16 protein-coding genes and 6 pseudogenes are annotated in these 18,440 nt (G+C 57.3%); 10 read left to right on the top strand and 12 right to left on the bottom strand.

Translation table 11 applies throughout. From position 1 onward, the window contains the following. Positions 1-119: 119 nt before the first annotated feature. A pseudogene (locus CQW31_RS32310) lies at positions 120-260 on the top strand (IS4 family transposase); the annotation flags it as partial. 320 nt (positions 261-580) lie between these two features. Continuing rightward, the gene (locus CQW31_RS29285; RefSeq protein ID WP_009681584.1) at positions 581-811 is read left to right on the top strand and encodes a hypothetical protein; all 231 of its coding nucleotides are present in this window, start codon (positions 581-583) and stop codon (positions 809-811) included. A gap of 290 nt (positions 812-1,101) precedes the next feature. Here the strand turns inward: CQW31_RS29285 and CQW31_RS29280 are convergent. Further along, positions 1,102-1,604 (bottom strand): annotated as a pseudogene (locus tag CQW31_RS29280) (transposase); the annotation flags it as partial. An 86-nt stretch (positions 1,605-1,690) separates the two neighbouring features. On the opposite strand from CQW31_RS29280, the pseudogene CQW31_RS29275 reads away from it, so the two are divergent. Further along, positions 1,691-2,706 (top strand): annotated as a pseudogene (locus tag CQW31_RS29275) (IS110 family transposase). A 235-nt stretch (positions 2,707-2,941) separates the two neighbouring features. Here the strand turns inward: CQW31_RS29275 and CQW31_RS29270 are convergent. From CQW31_RS29270 to CQW31_RS29240, 6 genes and pseudogenes are all read right to left on the bottom strand, one after another. Then, a pseudogene (locus tag CQW31_RS29270) lies at positions 2,942-3,146 on the bottom strand (IS5/IS1182 family transposase); the annotation flags it as partial. A 26-nt stretch (positions 3,147-3,172) separates the two neighbouring features. Further along, a pseudogene (locus CQW31_RS29265) lies at positions 3,173-4,708 on the bottom strand (IS66 family transposase). 63 nt (positions 4,709-4,771) lie between these two features. After that, positions 4,772-5,107, bottom strand: coding sequence for an IS66 family insertion sequence element accessory protein TnpB (gene tnpB, locus CQW31_RS31905; RefSeq protein WP_003189483.1), 336 nt, complete (start codon positions 5,105-5,107; stop codon positions 4,772-4,774). Continuing rightward, positions 5,104-5,424, bottom strand: coding sequence for a transposase (locus CQW31_RS29255; RefSeq protein WP_009681580.1), 321 nt, complete (start codon positions 5,422-5,424; stop codon positions 5,104-5,106). The genes tnpB and CQW31_RS29255 overlap by 4 nt, the downstream gene beginning before the upstream one ends. Positions 5,425-5,841: 417 nt before the next feature. Continuing rightward, positions 5,842-6,186, bottom strand: a complete 345-nt coding sequence (locus CQW31_RS31230) for a hypothetical protein (protein ID WP_154211951.1) — start codon at positions 6,184-6,186, stop codon at positions 5,842-5,844. A 175-nt stretch (positions 6,187-6,361) separates the two neighbouring features. Further along, a complete protein-coding gene (locus CQW31_RS29240; RefSeq protein ID WP_009681578.1) occupies positions 6,362-6,664 on the bottom strand; it encodes a ribbon-helix-helix domain-containing protein in 303 nt (100 codons plus the stop codon). Positions 6,665-6,871: 207 nt separating this feature from the next. On the opposite strand from CQW31_RS29240, the gene CQW31_RS29235 reads away from it, so the two are divergent. From CQW31_RS29235 to CQW31_RS29215, 5 genes are all read left to right on the top strand, one after another. After that, positions 6,872-7,264 (top strand): VOC family protein, encoded by a 393-nt coding sequence (locus CQW31_RS29235; RefSeq protein ID WP_009681577.1) that lies wholly within the window; start codon positions 6,872-6,874, stop codon positions 7,262-7,264. 121 nt (positions 7,265-7,385) lie between these two features. Continuing rightward, positions 7,386-7,946: a hypothetical protein gene (locus tag CQW31_RS29230; protein ID WP_009681576.1), complete on the top strand. Its 561-nt coding sequence runs from the start codon at positions 7,386-7,388 to the stop codon at positions 7,944-7,946. Positions 7,947-7,956: 10 nt separating this feature from the next. Further along, on the top strand, positions 7,957-9,525 hold the full coding sequence (locus CQW31_RS29225) for a GMC family oxidoreductase (RefSeq protein WP_009681575.1): 1,569 nt from the start codon (positions 7,957-7,959) through the stop codon (positions 9,523-9,525). Beyond that, positions 9,522-10,316 carry a hydroxyacylglutathione hydrolase gene (gene gloB / locus CQW31_RS29220; RefSeq protein ID WP_016486914.1) on the top strand — a complete coding sequence of 265 codons (795 nt, stop codon included), beginning with the start codon at positions 9,522-9,524 and terminating at the stop codon, positions 10,314-10,316. Before CQW31_RS29225 ends, gloB begins: the two co-directional genes overlap by 4 nt. A 21-nt stretch (positions 10,317-10,337) precedes the next feature. After that, complete coding sequence (locus CQW31_RS29215) at positions 10,338-10,628, top strand: cytochrome c5 family protein (RefSeq protein WP_009681572.1); 291 nt, start codon at positions 10,338-10,340, stop codon at positions 10,626-10,628. Between the two features lie 161 nt (positions 10,629-10,789). Here CQW31_RS29215 and CQW31_RS31900 read toward each other — a convergent pair whose 3' ends face one another. From CQW31_RS31900 to CQW31_RS31510, 5 genes and pseudogenes are all read right to left on the bottom strand, one after another. Further along, positions 10,790-11,080: a hypothetical protein gene (locus tag CQW31_RS31900; RefSeq protein ID WP_236183105.1), complete on the bottom strand. Its 291-nt coding sequence runs from the start codon at positions 11,078-11,080 to the stop codon at positions 10,790-10,792. 9 nt (positions 11,081-11,089) lie between these two features. Then, positions 11,090-11,443 (bottom strand): annotated as a pseudogene (locus CQW31_RS31895) (hypothetical protein); the annotation flags it as partial. A gap of 116 nt (positions 11,444-11,559) precedes the next feature. Beyond that, positions 11,560-12,042, bottom strand: a complete 483-nt coding sequence (locus CQW31_RS29205; protein ID WP_009681570.1) for a (2Fe-2S)-binding protein — start codon at positions 12,040-12,042, stop codon at positions 11,560-11,562. A gap of 66 nt (positions 12,043-12,108) precedes the next feature. After that, entirely contained in the window at positions 12,109-12,639 is a 531-nt protein-coding gene (locus CQW31_RS31515) for a cytochrome c (protein WP_016486912.1), read from the bottom strand. A 51-nt stretch (positions 12,640-12,690) separates the two neighbouring features. Then, complete coding sequence (locus CQW31_RS31510) at positions 12,691-13,359, bottom strand: cytochrome c (protein WP_197899466.1); 669 nt, start codon at positions 13,357-13,359, stop codon at positions 12,691-12,693. Positions 13,360-13,839: 480 nt separating this feature from the next. On the opposite strand from CQW31_RS31510, the gene CQW31_RS29195 reads away from it, so the two are divergent. Together CQW31_RS29195 and gshA are read left to right on the top strand one after the other, a co-directional pair. After that, positions 13,840-16,695: an FAD-binding and (Fe-S)-binding domain-containing protein gene (locus CQW31_RS29195; RefSeq protein ID WP_009681569.1), complete on the top strand. Its 2,856-nt coding sequence runs from the start codon at positions 13,840-13,842 to the stop codon at positions 16,693-16,695. Between the two features lie 3 nt (positions 16,696-16,698). Continuing rightward, on the top strand, positions 16,699-18,276 hold the full coding sequence (gshA, locus tag CQW31_RS29190; RefSeq protein WP_009681568.1) for a glutamate--cysteine ligase: 1,578 nt from the start codon (positions 16,699-16,701) through the stop codon (positions 18,274-18,276). Positions 18,277-18,440: the final 164 nt, after the last annotated feature.

Genomic DNA, 18,440 nt, shown 5'->3' with positions numbered 1-18,440 from the left:
TTTCTCGGTCACTTGCTTGACCGCTTCGATCTTGAATTCTTCGGGGTAACGCTGACGACTCATGGCACCTCCTATTTGGGCCTCATTATGAGGCTTGGAGGTGTCTACGAAACCAGGGGCGATTCAGTGCTCAGGGGCTGAGCAATGTGCTGGCCTTGATGGCTAAAAGCCTCAGTGCCGTACGCTCAGGCCGTAGCTTTGCGCGCCAACGCAAACGCGCAGCCAGCCGAGGTTGTGGGGGCTACAAACCGACGCGCTGAAGAAACACCACCGCCCAACCTCCGTGTGCAAAAAAAGCTGGCCACAAGCGGTCGGCATAGGCTCGTCCGGAGAACGAGAAATCTCGCCTAGACAGCCGGGCCGGAACAGACGATGATCACATCACCGCCAGCCCAGTTAGACCGCCTGATTGAGCGGCAGAGGCCTGGTCATCGCCCGACGGCCATGGCAGCTGGCTGCTTCGGGGGGCTTACCTTGGGCAGGGCTGCAGCTTAGGTTGATGACATTGCAACAGGCCCTAGCCCAGAACGATGACAATATCTGCATGCCATAAACCTCACCCGGGCCGTGCAATTGTCCGATGAGCCTATCGTCGGCTTTGGCCTGCTCCGGCAAAACCGGCGGCATGACTTCGCTGCCCAATCTCGACCAACTGCCCCCTGAACAACTGCGCGCTCTGGCGGCGCAGTTGATGCAACGTGTCGAGAGTCTCGATCAGAAAGTCGAGACAATGGGCAAGAAGATCCACCGCGACCAAACGGTTAGCCCAGACACCTTATGGAGCGATGCTAACTACCCAGTGGTTGGCTGAGGATGGACACTGGTTCATCTTGAATAGACGAAACCTGTCGACACTCTGGGGCAGCTATCGGCCGATTCTGTTGAAAAAGTCGATTTTTACGGACATGGGTTGTCAGCAGGTCGAAAAGCGCTCAATTTTCGCGTTGCTATGTAAAATCTAATGCATTTCTGCCTTCTGAGCGAGTCAGATTTTAACGTCGCTCACCTTCTTTCATAGGCGAGCGACGCTACGAGACTTTTTCAACAGAATCGGCCAAAAGCAGTCATCCAGGTTTCCACCTAAGACAACCATGTGGGGGGCTACCGGCCAGGGATGAATACCCGGAGGACTGTGGATTTCCCAGTTTGGTTTGCGGCCATGCTGGCCGGATGGATCCACAGACTCGCCAGCGCAAACAACGTCGTCAGTTGCGCCGTGTTCTTGGCCACGCCGCGAAAGCGAGTTCTCACATAGCCGAACTGAAGCTTGATCACTCGGAACGGATGCTCGACTTTCGCCCGTACCTGCGCCTTGACCTTCTCGATCTGGCGCTTGGCTGAGTAGAGCACGCGCGTTGGCCCAAGTGCTTGTAGGTGCTGCGTCGCGCAGCGATCTGCCAGGTCGCCGGTCGCCCTTCATGCTCCGGTCGTTTCTCAACGCCGGTATAGCCCGAATCGGCATTGGCGACGTTCGCTGCGCCATGCAGTAGATGTGAAACTTCCGTCACGTCAGCCACGTTGGCGGCTGTGCCATGGACATGATGTACCAGGCCCGATTCTGCGTCGGCTCCGATATGCGCTTTCATGCCGAAGAAGTACTGGTTGTCTTAATGAGATGGTCAGCCCAGTTCGAGAAACCCGGTGAGTCTAGACTTACCGGGTTTCTCTCTTGACCGAAGGAGGATCTCTCATGAACACCGTAACGCTTCTAGGTATCGACATCGGCAAGAACACCTTCCACCTGCATGGCCAGGATGCGAGAGGAAATCAGCTCATGCGCAAGAAGCTCAATCGTTGCCAATTGCTGCCGTATCTGGCGCAGTTGCCAAGCTGCAAAATTGCATGGAGTCCTGCGGCAGTTCGTAATGGCTGGCTAGGCAGATCGAGGGCTTGGGCCACCGCGTGCAATTAATCGCGGCGCAGCATGTGAAGGCCTACGTCACTGGCAACAAGAATGACTTTATCGATGCAGAGGCCATCTGCGAAGCCGCGTCGCGACCCAGAACCCGCTCGGTTCCAGTAAAGACCCTTGAGCAGCAGATCCTGTCGACTGAGCACAAGCTGCGCAAGTCTTGGGTGGATAATCGCACGCGAATCATCAACCAGGTGCACGGTGTCCTGCTGGAGCTCAGGATCATTTTCCCCATTGGACATGCTGCTCTGGAGCAGGTGCCCGCTTTGATGGAACGCCATGAGCTGCCGATTCGACTGCGTAATGCGGTTGAGCGAATGCTGCTCGATATTCAACGCCTGACGAGAGATATCAAGGGGATCGATGTCGAGATCAAACAGCAGTTGTCTGAGGACGCCGCCGGCATGCGCTTGCTGAGCATCCCCGGCATCGGCCCTCTCACCACTAGCGCGCTGGTGGCCGATGTCGGTGACGCTTCGACTTACAAACGCTCACGCGACTTTGCCGCGTCACTCGGGTTGGTGCCTCGACAGTATTCAAGCGGTGGCAAGACGAGCTTGCTTGGCATCAGCAAGCGCGGCGACAAGTATCTGCGCTGCCTGCTGGTGCAAGGCGCTCACGCACTGATGATACGAATCGACAAGCGTGACGATGCACTCGGAGCTTGGGTAAGAAATCTTTTGGCTCGCAAGCCCCCGAACAAAGTCGCCTGTGCGCTGGCCAACAAGACGACAAGAATCGTCTGGGCAGTATTAGCCCGAGGCGGCAGCTACAACGTGAAACAGATGGCTTGACCTAACCGACTTACCACCGGCTTTTGCGACGACAGTGATGATGACGATAAACGGCAGACATCCCAACTGAAAACCTGAAAACGAAGATAGTTTTTAAAGCTGATCCCTTTATCAAGGACAATTGGGAGCGACTTCTCATCAAGGGCCGAGCGCTAATGAACGTGCTCACCACGAGCCCGGATACATTAGCGCAAGCATGCTTTACCGTTCATCAAACTGCGTTGCAGGAGGTGGGCTGACTATACATCTTCGTCTGGTGCATTTCCGGATCGCGCTTGCCATCCTTGTTCTTGGTCGAACTGGGCGCGTGGATGATGGTGGCATCGACAATCGTACCCTGGCGTAGCGACAGACCTCCCTTTGTCTTGCAAATAGTTGTTGATGGTTTCCAGAATCCCTGCCGCGAGTTGTTGCATCTCCAGCAGGTGCCGGAAAGTAAGCGTCCGCCCAACTCACCTTGTGCAAGTCAGGCTGGCACCCACTGATGCGGCAGCAACTGCTCAATCTCGCTGGCCCGCTGCGTCGGCAGCCGCGTCAGCACATTCTTGAGATAGGCATACGGATCATGCCCATTCATGCGCGCTGATTGGATCAGGCTCATGATCGCAGCCGCCCGCTTACCGCTGCGTAGCGACCCGGCAAACAGCCAGTTCGAGCGCCCGAGTGCCCATGGCCTTATCTGGTTCTCGACTTGGTTGTTGTCGATGGGCACAGCCCCATCGTCTTAGTAGCGCGTCAGCGCTACCCAGCGTTTCAGGCTGTAGTCGAGGGCTTTGGCCGTGGCTGATCCGTTGGGCACCAAGTCGCGCTGGGCCAACATCCACTCATGCAGTGTTTTGCTGATCGGTACCGCCAACTCCTGACGTAATCGCCACCGATCTTCATCGCTCATGTCCCGTGCCTGGCGCTCGATCTCGTATAAACCGCCAATCGAATGCAACGCCTGTTCGGCCAACTGGCTTTTGTTCGCCACATGCAAATCGAAAAACTTGCGACGGGCGTGGGCCATGCAGCCGATTTCAGTGATGCCTTGCTCAAAGCCAGCTTTGTAGCCAGCGAAGTCATCGCAGACCAACTTGCCGTTCCAGTCGCCGAGGAAGTTGCGCGCATGTTCGCCAGCACGGCTTGAGCTGAAGTCGTAAACCACGGCTTTGAGGGCCGAAAACGGCGTCGTGCTGTAGGCCCAGACGTAGGCCCGGTGGGTTTTCTTCTCGCCCGGTGCAAGCATTTGCACGGGCGTTTCATCAGCATGAATCACGCCCTGCTTCAGCAACGCCTCACGCAATGCATCGACCAACGGCTGGAGCCGCACGCCGGTTTGTCCAACCCATTGGGCCAAGGTCGAGCGAGCGATTGCCAGCCCGGCGCGGCCAAAGATTTTCTCCTGCCGATACAGCGGCAAGTGATCGGCAAACTTGGCCACCATTACGTGGGCCAGCAAACCTGCGGTTGGGCTACCTTTGTCGATAACCTGCGCTGGCACCGGCGCCTGGATCAGTATTTCGCACTGGCGGCAGGCCCATTTGCCACGTACATGTTGCTCGACGGTAAACACACCAGGCGTGTAATCCAGCTTTTCGCTGACGTCTTCGCCGATGCGTTGAAGCTGGCAGCCACAGGCGCACTGAGTGTTTTCGGGTTCGTGACGAATCACCGTACGTGGAAACTGCGGCGGCAAGGGCGCACGTTTCGGGGATTGCCGTGGCTCGGCCTGTGGTGAAGCTGGGATGAGCTTTTTCAGCTCTTCTTCGATAGCTTCAAGGTCTGTGTCGAGGAGGTCATCCAGCAAGCTGTCTTGTGCTGGGCTGATCTGCTCGCTGGGCTTGGCAAACTTGTGGCGCTTGAGCAGGGCGATTTCGAACTTGAACTGTTCGATGAGAATTTCATCGTTCTGGATCTTCCTGCTCATCGCCTCGACTTGGGACTGCAATTGCAACGCCTGTGCCGCCAAGGCACGAAGCTGTTCCGGAGTCATCTGGTCGAGGTTGGGCAAGAAAGTCATGCCGCCGATTGTGCCAGAGCAGGCCCGAAACGACGACAAGCAGACCGGCCAAATGGCCGGCGGTTACAGCATGCTGATCACGCCGCCTGAGCCGACCCGCTGCCACGGCAGGCCCAGCACCAACGCCTGGAGTTGCTCGCTGTCGAGTTCGACCTCACAGCCGTGGCGAATTCCGGGCCAGTGAAACTTGCCTTGATTCAGGCGCCGCGCGGCAAGCCAGACGCCCACGCCATCGTGCACCAGCACTTTCATCCGGTTAGCACGGCGATTGGCGAACAGATAAGCGCAGTGCGGCTTCGCCGCACCGAACACCGCGATCACCCGGGCCAAAGCCGTTTCGGTACCGGCGCGCATGTCCATCGGCTCGGTGGCCAGCCAGATTGCATCAATGCGGATCATTGAGCGACAGCCCGGATAAATTGCGCACAGCCCTCGGGATCCGAGGCTGGCCATCTCACTGTGATCAATTGGCCGGCCATGGGCAACTCGATGATCACTGAGGCTTCGGCTGGCCGTTTAGGTGCGGCTTTTAGCGGAACGAACGCCGGTAGTGAAGTCGCTGCGGGCTGGTCTCGATAGAGCGGCATCCATTTGCGGATGACATTGGCATTGATGCCGTGGCTGATGGCGACACTCGATACGGTTGCCCCAGGTTGCAGGCATTCCTGAACGACCTGGGCTTTGAATGGTTTCGGATAAGAGCTTCGTTGGCGCATGGAAATCCTGGCGATAAGGGCGATCGCGTCCGCTTAAAAATACCCGGACACCATCGCCCTAAAAGCTGGAGTTCGTAAGGTGAGTTCACCGGACGCTTACTGTTGGCTGCCTGCAAGCCTGCGTATTCAATGATACGGTCTCGATTTGATCTCGCGACCTGGGCAAGCGCTGAGGCTTCGTGGATAGCGAGGTCGGAACACAGGCCTTGGTGGTAACAGCTCAACAGATAGCGTATTGCGGACGCCGCAGCTACGCCATTCCCTGGGTCTAGCTTCAGCGCTGCCAATCGGGCGTCATGGGCTTCACTGAAGCGGAAGCTTCCTTCCAGCTGATTAGCAAGGTTCGTCCAACTCTGTGTGCGAATGGCATCTGCAGCCTCAGTGTTCTGAGCCACGTGCCAGAAGTAGCCACGGGCTTCAGCCCGCAGGGCCTTGGTAGATTCGAGGTGGGTCTAGCCGATCACCTTCTTCGCTGGTGAAAGCCGCTGCACTGATTATTGCCGTGGCCAGGTTGAACTTCACATCAGGGGTTGGGAAGGTCGAATGAAGCTCTCGGTACAGTGCAAGTCCTTCCTCAACAGCGTCGCGCGCCTGAATCAACACACCTGCGTTTACCAGAGCCGCAGCCTGAATAACCTTAAGGTTTGGCGCCTGTGGGCCATCAGCGACGATTCTTCGCGCTTCCCTGATTGCTGCACCTGGATCGGTGTCCTCCAAATGGTTCAAACGGGCCAGCAGCTCTTGGAAATCGTAATTCGCCAAAGGTAACGCCTCTGCAGTTGGAATATGCCAATAAGAAGCCGTGCCACACGCCCTACCCTAAAAACAGCCTCGTCAGCACGTTGCCTAATACTCTCGCCTCCTGTGAGGTGCGCCTAAGAGTGGTCGGTTGCCGGCAGATGAGCACCTGCCAGGACACCGTCACGAGGCAGTTCACTTACCCCGCTGCGATCGAAAGTGGCACCACCCTATTGGCCACCTGCTTTTGGCTGAGGTAGCGGGTGCAGCTCACCCTCAAGAACGAGGCAAAATTCACCACTTCTCCCCGGTAATCCATGACTTCCTCGTACAGCTTAGCGATGAGTTGGTTCGTGCTGACACCATCCGCTGAAGCGATCTCGGTCAGGATGTCCCAGAACTGGTTTTCTAGACGCAGGGTGGTAACCACGCCCCGGATGCGCAAGGAGCGCGAGCGCGATTCATAGAGAATCGGGTCTGCCTTCACGTACAGCTCACACATGATGCCTCCGCTGGTTTCACCTGGCTAAGTCGCGTCGTGGGCATATGCCCACACCTGAAGCTACCTTCCCAAGGCATCACGCGGGTAATACACCGCTATTACACGTGCCCATTTCGCTGCCGAGGCGCACGTAATAGCCACTTATTACCCACCAGATTTTCATTCTGCCATCTTGAGTGCATAACAACACCACAGGAAAGCCTGATAATGTCGAAATTCCTCCACACCATGATCCGCGTAGGTGACCTGGATGCCTCCATGAGTTTCTACGGACAAGCATTCGACCTGCAGGAATCCCATCGCCTTGAGTTCGACGATTTCTCCCTCGTGTACCTGCGCGACCAGCAAAGCGGCGCCGAAATCGAACTGACCTGGAACAAGGGCCAAGACAGCTACACCCACGGCAGTGGCTATGGCCATGTCGCCTTCGCAGTAGAAGACCTTGATCTCCATCACGCTCGCTTGAGCGAAATAGGGCTCTCACCTGCCCCCATCAAGGAATTCAAACGTGGCGAGGAGATGCTCGCTCGCTTCTTCTTCATCCAAGACCCCGACGGCTACAAGATTGAGGTGCTGCAGCGCGCCGGCCACTACCAGTAACGCAACCACAAGCATCAGACGCCTAGGCGTCGTCTATTAATACAGCGCGGAAAAACGCCACTCCCCAACAAAGCAGCACCCGTGATGTCAGGCTCCTAATAACAACAACAAGGAGAACAGCATGCAGGATATACAAGCCAGCCGCCGTAGCTTTCTGAAAGGCAGCGGCGGAATTCTCTTGGGCACGTTGCTTTTCACCTCCGGCCCCATTGCCCTGCTCGCCCCCAGTAAAACCTGGGCGCTCGAGATGAAAATGCTGAACAACGATCAAGCCGCACGACTGATCGTTGTGGTGCGCCGGATCTACCCTCACGATCAGATGGAAGACGCTGTGTACGCCTTTGCGATCAAAGCACTGGACGACCGCGCCGTTACTGACCCCTCCATTCTTCCCCTGCTTGAACAAGGTTTGAACGAGCTGGACAAGTCTGCCGACGGCGCCTGGCTGAATCTGGATGAGCCACGCCAATTGGCCTTGCTGGAGTCCATCCAGACCACCCCGTTTTTCACCCTGATCAGATCAGTATCGGTCAATGCTCTTTACAGCAATGAACTCGCCTACCAGCACTTTGGCTACGAGGGCGCCTCCTTCCCCAAAGGCGGCTACTTGATGCGCGGCTTCAACGATCTGAAATGGCTGCCTGCTGCCCCTACCGAAGCCAGTCCCCCCGCCTTTTCCTGAGGATGCGTACATGACTACATTCAATTTCGACGACGACTCGGTAGTGGTGATCATCGGCTCTGGTGCGGGTGGCGGGACACTGGCCAATGAACTGTGCCAGAAGGGTATTCCAGTCGTTCTGCTGGAAGCTGGACAGCGCCAATCCTCTGCCACATTCATCAATGACGAATGGCCTTCATTCGAGCAATTGTCCTGGGGCGATACTCGCACTACCTCGGGCTCGTGGCAGATCGCCAAGGACTTCCCGAATCTCCCCGCCTGGATCTGTAAAACCGTCGGTGGAACCACCACTCACTGGGCAGGTGCCAGCCTTCGATTCCAGGAGCATGAATTCCGAGCGCGGCAGACCTACGGCGACATCAAAGACGCGAATCTGCTCGACTGGCCACTGACGCTTGCAGAATTGGAGCCCTTCTATGCAAGGGCAGAAGACAAGATGGGCGTGACGCGCACCAACGACATTCCTGGACTGCCGGGAAACAACAATTTCCAGGTGATGTACAACGGTGCTCGCAAGCTTGGTTACAAGAAATGCAGTACCGGCCACATGGCGATCAACAGCCGTGCTCGCGCAGGACGTGCTCAATGCATGCAACTCGGATTCTGCTTCCAGGGCTGCAAGATGGGGGCAAAGTGGTCAACGCTGTACACCGAGATTCCAGCAGCGGAAGCCACAGGTAAGCTCGAGCTCCGCACGCAGGCGCACGCAGTGAAGATCGAGCACGATGCCAAGGGACGCGCGACTGGAGTGGTCTACGCGGATGCGCAGGGACGACTGCAACGCCAGAAAGCGCGTCTTGTTGCGGTCGCAGGCAATGCCATCGAAACGCCCCGCTTGCTGTTGAATTCGACCAGCACATTGTTCCCTCATGGGATTGGCAACGGTTCAGGGATGGTTGGTAAGCACTACATGCGCCATACCACCGGCTCAGTGTTTGCGGAGTTCAAGGATCCGGTGCACTTCTACCGCGGCACCATCATGGCCGGCCTAATCGGTGATGAGGTGCACTTCAATCCCGACCGAGGCTTTGTCGGTGGCTACGAGATGGAAACCATCTCGCTCGGCCTTTCCTTCATGGCTGCGTTCTTCAACCCCGGCGCCTGGGGGCGCGACTTCACCCGCGTCATGGACAACTACACGCATCTGGCTGGCATGTGGCTGGTCGGTGAGGACATGCCCCGGGAAACCAATCGCATCACCCTGAGCGATACCGTCAAAGACCGCTTCGGCATTCCAGTGGCCAACGTGCACTACGACGACCACCCCAACGATATCGCCATGCGAGAGCATGCCTATCAGCAAGGTAGTGCGGTCTATGAGGCCGTCGGAGCACTGAAGACGCATCGAGTACCACCCTACCCCTCGACTCATAACATGGGCACATGTCGCATGAGCCACAAGGAAGCTGATGGCGTCTGCAATAAATACGGGCAAAGCCATGAAGTCCCGAATCTCTTCATTTCGGATGGCAGTCAGTTCACCACCAGCGCAGCCGAGAACCCTACCCTGACGATCGTCAGCCTCGCGATCCGTCAGGCTGAGTACATTGCCGATGCCTTAAGGACGCATGCGGCATGACTACTACTCCCGACAACCGTTTGGAGATTTGCGCTCTCCCGGCATTCACCGACAACTACATCTGGCTTCTGGCTGATCACTCAAACCAGGCCTGTGCAGTCGTAGATCCAGGTGATGCCGGGCCAGTTCAAGCCTGGCTGGCTGAGCATCCTGGTTGGGTGCTCACTGATGTACTGATCACTCACCACCACAGTGACCATGTGGGCGGTATCGAGAAGCTGAAGTCTGCCTTCGACCTTCTCGTCCATGGCCCGGAAAACGAGCCGATCCCCTATAGGGATCGGCCACTCAAGGATGGTGATCTGATCCAGGTATTGGGACGTACCATCAACGTGATCGGGGTGCCTGGCCATACTTCCGGACACTTGGCTTACCACCTGGTTGATGAGAATGTGCTGTTCAGCGGCGACACGCTGTTCAGCGCCGGTTGTGGGCGCCTGTTCGAGGGTACGCCGCTGCAGATGCTGACCTCGCTCGAATGCCTTGCAGCGCTACCGGAGCAGACGCAAGTCTACTGTGCACACGAGTACACCCTCTCCAACCTGCGTTTTGCATTGGCTGTTGACCCAGACAATCAGCAAATCGCCGAGCGCTTGGCCGAGGTCTGCGAAATCCGTGACCGCGGTGAGTGCACCTTACCGACCCGAATCGGCGTTGAGCGTGCATTTAACCCGTTCCTCCGCGTACGGGAAGCGAAGATCGTTGAGGCTATCGAACGTCACGCGGGGCTGACCATCAGATCCGCCGAGGAATGCTTCGCTGCAATGCGCAAGTGGAAAGACAATTTCTGAACAACAACAAGAGGATCATCTATGAGAAAAACACTGCTGATTGCCGCTACAGCCTTCATGATTGCTTCTGCCCAGGCAGCTCAAGAGCCTGAGGCCGTATTCGCAAAATCCTGCGCCATGTGCCACAACGGCCAACTCCCAAACGCGCCCAAGAAAGGTGATGCAGCTGCGTGGAAACCTCGCCTTGCTCAAGGGCAAGAGGCACTACTCAAAAACGTAGTGAATGGATTGAGTGTCATGCCACCACGTGGGCTCTGCAGTGACTGCAGTGACGAAGACCTCGTGGCAACGATAGGCTGGATGTCTCGCTAACCGATAGGAAAATCGAGCCGCTATAGGACAATGGGGCATCCACAAAGGTCAGCCTTCTTGAGGGCGATGCCGAATTGACCCACGTGCCGACGTAAGACTGCCCCACCTCTAAATCAGCACAAACTCTGCACAACCAATGTTTTTCGAGGAATCAGCCTAGGTCAGTGACATCTCGGCAACTGGGTCAATTCGGCGTCAGCGCCAACACCATATCGGGTCGGTGGCAGCAACGGGCTGGCATACACCATGCCCTCAACTCTGGCGTCGATACCGAAGACGGCGTCACCCGTGGTTTTGTTGGCAATGTCCAGCGAAGTGACCGGTTTACCCACCAGCCTCAGGTCGGCATCGGCCTTCAGTGGCAGCGCTTTCAGCTCCGCTTCGCTGAACTCACGGGTCACGCCCAAGGTGACCAGTTCGGCGTAGGAAATTTCCTGTTTTCCGCAAACCACCCTACCGCCGCGGGCCACACAGGAATCGGGCGAAACGCCCCATTTTTTGGCAGCAGCTTCAATCAATGCCACCCGTCCGGCAGCACCGGCCTGACAGTAAACCGGCCAGCTCTGGGACACCGACCAACTCCCGCCGGTCACCATCAGGCCCCATTTCCTGGCACTGTCCACATGGACGATTTCCACATTTTCCCAAGACACCTCCAATTCGTCCGCAAGGATTCGGGCGATGGAAGTACCCCACGTGCTGGCCCATTTCGACCCGAATGATGTTGACCTTGACCTTGACCTTGCCGGCGTTGTCGATGGAGTACCACACCGAAGGTTCGTAGATTGCGCCTTCACTGGGTAGCGCCGCGTCATCGGTCGTCGCAGGATCCATGGCCGCTAACACGCCGCGTGGAAAGCCAAAGCTGAGCCCCGCCAGGGTCATGGCAACCAGAAAGCCACGGCGAGTCATGCCTGTTGGTCCGCCCGTATTAAACAGCGCGCTCATCGTTGACCTCCTGCCTCATTGCAGCAGCCGCTTTATGAATCGCTTTGCGGATGCGTACGTAAGTCATGCAGCGGCAGACGTTGCCACTCATCACCGCATCGATATCTGCATCGGTCGGATCGGGAAAGTCGCTCAGCAGCGCGGCGGCCTGCATGATCTGACCAGGCTGGCAGTAGCCACACTGTGGTACCTGCAATTTATGCCAGGCCACCTGCAACGGATGATTGCCTTGCTCGGACAAGCCTTCGATGGTGGTGACACTGGCACCCACCACGGCGGAGACAGGCGTGATACAGGAACGGGTGGCTCGGCCACCAACGTGTACGGTGCAAGCACCGCAGGCACCAATACCGCAACCGAACTTGGTGCCGGTCATGTTCAATTCGTCACGGATAACCCACAGAAGAGGCATGTCTGTGTCCACGTCGGCAACTGTTGGCTTGCCGTTCAACATAAACCTGGCCATGGCTCACTCCTCCCGCGAATTAATGCTCAAACCGGGGCTGACGACGAATCTCAGCGACTTTCTGTTTCAGATCGGCCATGGCTGTTCATTCGCCGTTTGTCGCAGGTAAGTGGCAATGGCTGTTATGTCGTCATCATTGAGCGCTTCGCGGAACTGAGGCATGACCACACCGCGAATCCCTTGATCGCTTCTGAAGCCATCGAGTATGACGTTGATCAGATTACTCGGGTCGTCAAGATGAGTAGCGCTGCCCAGGGCCAGCAACGGACGACCTTTCACCAGCTGGCTACTGCTGTAGTGGCAAGCAGAACAGGTGCTGTTATACAGCCGGGCACCATGATCGATCCGCAAGTCTGTGGTCTTGTGCTGTGCCTGGTCAGCGGTCTGGAGTTTAGGACTGGCCGCTGGTTCGTTGTTGTTGTCACCCGCCAACTCGCCAAAGTAAACACTCAACGCTTTGATATCCGCGTCAGGCAAGGCAGACAAGCCCTCATGCACGACAGGCGCCATCGGGCCAGCGGCACTGCCGTGGAATAGAGAGTTGCCAGTACGCAGGTATTCATGGAAGTCCTGCACTCGCCAAGGCAGCGGCGACATGCTGGTGCGGGTCAGCGATGGTGCGACCCAGCCGTCAATCGATGCGCCTTCTTACATGTGACTGTATTTTTCGCCCCCCAGCGCATTACGTGGCGTATGGCAGGCACCGCAGTGGCTGATTCCCTGGGCCAAATAGGCACCGCGGTTCCATTCCTCAGACTTGTCGCTACGCTTTTCAAACGGATCGGTGTTGGCGAACAGCAGTTTCCAGCCTGCTTGCAGAAAGCGAAGATTGATCGGAAACGGAATACCGTTTTCCTTCTTCTGCTGATTGATCGCCGGCACGGATGACATGAGGAAGGCATAGACAGCCTTGATAACGTCATTCGTCATTTTATTGAAGTGCTCGAACGGGAACGCCGGCAACAAGTGATGACCATCGCGGCTGACACCGGCACGCATGGCGCGGATAAACGCCTCTTCTGACCAACGACCGATACCCGTGTCAGGGGCCGGAGTGATGTTGCTGGAGTAGATGGCACCGAACTGGGTGTTCATCTGATAGTTACCCGCGTACTCCTGACCACCCGGGGTAGTTTGACAAGTACGGCAGTAACCGGCAGCGGCCATGATTTTGCCGTGCTCGACCATGTCCGAAGGGAATAGGTTCCTGGTCGGGGGTGTAATGGATCCGATTTCCGGATGCCAAGCGTAAATTCCGAACAATACAGCTCCGGCAACCCCTATACCAATGATGCTGACAAAAATGCGCTTAAGCATTTCACATCACCCCACAGGTTAATGCGTGCATTAAAGGGAGAGCGCAACCCTCTTGGACATTCCGTGTTTTTTGGGTAATCAGTGCGATACAGTGATTGAATTAGAGCGTTTCATTATGACCCTTGGCGGGATTTTGCCCAGCGTTTTTTTAGCGTTTACAACCCGTCAGGAAATACCTCCATCACCACGACGGGTCTGGAACTTCGAACGCGCAACGCATCGTAGTACCAGGCTATTACCCTCCCGCTGCGCGATACCTGCATGATCTGGAACAAGGATCATCACCCTACCTGCAATCGCCCTTCAATCTCTCTGCAACCGGCTAATGGCCGTGTTTACACCCAAGCCGTCAAAGGCCCGGTGTTCCAGGAAAAACGAACGAAGATCGATACAACGATCACAAAAATGCAGGCCTGCTCAACCAGGGGCTTGTTGCCACTGAGATGAGTCATTGCCCTGCCCCACCTCGCCGGAGGATCTGTGAGCCTGCCTGTCAGATTTCGTGAAGCTGTAAATACAATAATTCCGCGTGCGCGGCGATTCGATGACGATCTGTCCATCCTGGCTTTCGGAACGGATGCCAGCTTCTATCGCCTGATTCCGCAACTGGTGATTCGCGTCGAGTCCGAAGATGAAGTGGTGGCGCTGCTGCAATTGGCACAGCGCGACCGGGTTCCCGTGACCTTCCGCGCCGCCGGCACCAGCCTGTCCGGGCAAGCCATCAGCGATTCGGTGTTGATCGTGCTTGGGGATAACTGGAACGGTCGCGAGATCCGTGGCCAAGGCACACAGATCCGCTTGCAACCGGGGGTGATCGGCGCGCAGGCCAATGCCTGGCTGGCACCGTTCGGGCGCAAGATCGGCCCGGACCCGGCCTCGATCAACGCCTGCAAAATCGGCGGCATCGTGGCCAACAATGCCAGCGGCATGTGCTGCGGCACGGCGCAAAACACCTATCACACCCTGGCCGGCATTCGTCTGGTGCTGGCCGACGGCAGCCGTCTCGATACCGAAGACGCCACCAGTATCGCGGCGTTTCGCGCCAGTCATGGCGACCTGCTGGAGCGCCTCGCGACCTTGGGCCGCGAGACCCGCGCCAATGCCGAACTGGCCGCGAGAATTTGCCACAAATACCGTCTGAAAAATACCACCGGCCTGTCACTCAACGCCCTGGTGGATTATGACGAACCTGTGGATATCCTGAGCCACTTGCTGGTGGGCTCCGAAGGCACCCTCGGCTTCATCAGCGCAGTGACCTACGACACGGTGATCGATCACCCGAACAAGGCCTCGGCGCTGATCGTATTCCCGGATGTGGAAACCTGCTGCAACGCCGTCACCGTGCTCAAAAGCCAACCGGTGTCAGCGGTAGAGTTGTTGGACCGCCGTAGCTTGCGCTCGGTGCAGAACAAGCCCGGCATGCACGCTTTCGTACAACAGCTGTCGAACAATGCCTGCGCCCTGCTGATCGAATCCCGCGCGGCATCTACCTCGTTGTTGCAGGAACAGCTGGCGCAGATCATGGCGTCGCTGTCTTCGTTCCCGGTAGAGAAGCAAATCGATTTCACCGAAGACCCGCTGGAAAACGCCCGGCTCTGGGCGATCCGCAAGGACACCTTCCCCGCCGTCGGCGCGGTGCGCAAAACCGGAACCACGGTGATCATCGAGGACGTGACCTTCCCGGTGGAACAACTGGCCCTCGGCGTGAACCGGCTGATCGAGCTGTTCGACAAACATCACTACGACGAAGCGATCCTTTTCGGACACGCACTGGAAGGCAATCTGCACTTCGTCTTCACCCAGGGCTTCAACAGCGCGGAAGAAGTCGCACGCTACCAGGCGTTCATGGACGACGTGGCGCAACTGGTGGCTGTCAAGTTCGGCGGTTCGCTCAAGGCCGAGCACGGTACCGGGCGCAACATGGCACCCTTCGTCGAACTGGAATGGGGCAGCGACGCCTACCAGTTGATGTGGCAGCTCAAGCGCCTGCTCGATCCCAACGGCATTCTCAATCCGGACGTGGTGCTCAGCGAAGACCCGCAAATCCACCTCAAGCATCTGAAACCGCTGCCGGCCGCCGACGAGATCATCGACAAGTGCATCGAATGCGGCTTCTGCGAGCCGGTCTGCCCCTCCAAAGGCCTGACCTTGAGCCCGCGCCAGCGGATCGTGATCTGGCGGGACATCCAGGCGAAGAAACGCGCCGGGGTCGACACCCGCGAACTCGAAGCGGCCTACGAATACCAGGGCATCGACACCTGCGCCGCCACCGGTCTTTGTGCGCAACGCTGCCCTGTAGGAATCAACACCGGCGAGCTGGTGAAAAAGCTTCGTGGCCAGCACGCCACCCATAAGAAAACTGCCAACTGGCTGGAGGGAAATTTCGCCACGGCGCTGCAAGGTGCGCGTTTCACCCTGCACGTGGCCAATGGCGCACGGATGTTGCTGGGTGCGCCACGCCTGGCAAAGTTATCCGCAACCTTGACGCGCTTGTCCAAAGGCCAGGTTCCGCAATGGACCAACGCCATACCACAGCCGGAAAAAGCCATTCGCTTCAGCCCGACAGTGAGCGACGAACGCCCGCGCGTGGTGTACCTGGCCGCATGCGTTTCACGGGCGATGGGGCCGGCGGCGGGCGACAAGGAACAAATGTCGCTGTGCGACAAGACCCGCGGCCTGCTGGAAAAAGCCGGTTACCAGGTGGTCTTCCCGGACAACCTGGACAACCTCTGCTGTGGCCAGCCGTTCGCCTCTAAGGGTTATGCTGAACAGGCCGAACACAAACGCCAGGAACTGATTGGCGCTCTGCGCCACGCCAGCCGTGGCGGACTCGACCCGATCTACTGCGACACCAGCCCCTGCACGTTGCGCCTGATCCAGGACCTGGGCGAAGTACGCCTGGACCTGTACGACCCGGTACGTTTCATTCGTACGCACCTGATGGATCGACTGCAGTTCACGCCGCAGGAAGCGCCCATCGCGGTGCATGTCACCTGCAGCACCCAGCACCTTGGTGAAAGCCAGGCGCTGATCGATCTGGCGCGCAAATGCAGCAACAACGTGGTCATCCCCGAAGGCATTCATTGCTGCGGGTTTGCCGGCGACAAGGGCTTCACCACTCCCGAACTGAATGCACATTCACTGCGCACTCTGAAAGATGCGGTGCAGTACTGCAGCGAAGGCATTTCCACCAGTCGCACTTGTGAGATTGGCCTGAGCCAGCATGGCGGGATCGATTATCACGGGCTGGTGTATCTGGTGGACCGCGTGACCCGAAAAAAGACTGGAACAGCAGGACAACCGGTCTCATCAACCCAACTGTGTGCGCAGGAATGACCCTTGAGTGATCTTCTGTTTCGTCGACAAAGGCTGCTGGCGCAACCGGCCCATTACGACCTGTTGAGTCAATGCCTGAGAGGGATTGAGCGCGAATGTTTGCGCGTGGATTGCGAGGGACTCCTTGCACTGACACCGCACCCTGTCGCACTGGGTTCGGCACTTACCCATCCGCAGATAACCACCGACTACTCCGAATCCTTGCTGGAATTCATCACTCCGGCCATGCCGGGGGCAGTGGAATCCTTGGCCTGCCTGGAGCAAATCCACCGATTCGCTTGCAGCAACCTTGAAGGGGAATTTCTGTGGAGCTTGTCCATGCCATGCCCCCTCCCGGAAGAAGAAAACATACCGATCGCCTTTTACGGCACTTCACATACAGGGCAGTTGAAATATCTTTACCGCAAAGGATTGGCCTTGCGCTATGGCAAAAAAATGCAGTGCATTGCCGGCATTCATTACAACTTCTCGATGCCCGAAGCGCTCTTCGCGCTTCTGCAACGGGAGGAAGGTGATACGCAGGCCCTGCAGGATTATCAGTCAGCGTGCTATATGGCCCTGATTCGTAATTTCAAACGCTACAGCTGGTTGCTGATGTATCTGTTCGGCGCCTCCCCAGCGGTGGAGTCCAGCTTTCTCAAGGGAAGCGCGCACGCACTCGAACGGCTCGATGAGCACACTCTCTACCTGCCCTTTGCCACCAGCTTGCGCATGAGCGATCTGGGTTATCAAAGCCGAGCCCAATCCGACCTCAATCCGAGTTATGACACCCTTGGCAATTACATGGAAATGTTACACCGTGCGGTCTCCACGCCCCACCCAGGCTATGAGGAAATGGGGACTCACCAGGCGGGCGAACGAGTGCAGCTGAGCACTCACACGCTGCAGATTGAAAACGAGTTCTACGCCAGTATCCGCCCCAAACGGGTGACAGATATCGGCGAAAGACCGCTTCAGGCGTTGTTGTCACGGGGCATTCAATACGTGGAAGTGCGCTGCCTGGACATCAATCCATTTATGCCAGCGGGAATGGATCTTGTCCAAATGCGCTTTCTCGATGCGTTTTTGTTGTTTTGCGCGTTGCAGGACAGTCCGCGACTGAGCAGTGATGAGCAACTGCATGCCGATCAAAATTTCCTCAAGGTCGCCAAAGAAGGTCGTCGACCCGGGCTGCAACTGCTGAGGGAAGGACAGAACACCGATTTGAAAACCTGGGCTTGCGACTTGTTGGAGAGCATTCAGCCACTCGGCGCGTTGCTGGATCGAAGCCACGCTGGCGACCTCCATACCGAGGCCGTCCAATCACAGCGAGACAAGGTCGAAAACTGCACCCTGACGCCTTCGGCACAGGTGCTGGAGGCGCTGCGAAAACGAAAATCGAGTCTGGCGCGGTTCGGCCTTCTTCAGAGCAAGCAGCACGCCGAATACTTCAAGGGTCTGGCCGGCGACGAAGAGTCGAATCTGGAGGCGCTGAGCGTCACCTCAAGGCTGCACCAGCAAGCGCTTGAGCGAGCCTCCATAGGCGAATTGGACGCCTATGTCCAAACTTACATCAGCCGCATTTCTCAGCTCCACTCGTGATCATTTTCAATGGGCGCAGAAACTCTTTGCCCCTGTTTAAGAGGGTGTAGACAAAATCAAGTCGTGAGCCGGCGTGCGAGCATCCTAGCCTCGGCCAGCCACACCCATGCCTCGCTAACAGCAAACAACCGGTCGTGGTGCATAATCAGTCGCCGAGCTCTCTC

It is taken from the genome of Pseudomonas sp. 382, from assembly GCF_002759075.1.
Taxonomy (GTDB): domain Bacteria; phylum Pseudomonadota; class Gammaproteobacteria; order Pseudomonadales; family Pseudomonadaceae; genus Aquipseudomonas; species Aquipseudomonas vlassakiae.
The sequence above is the reverse complement of the archived record's forward strand: the minus strand, read 5'-3'. Positions and strand labels throughout refer to the sequence as shown.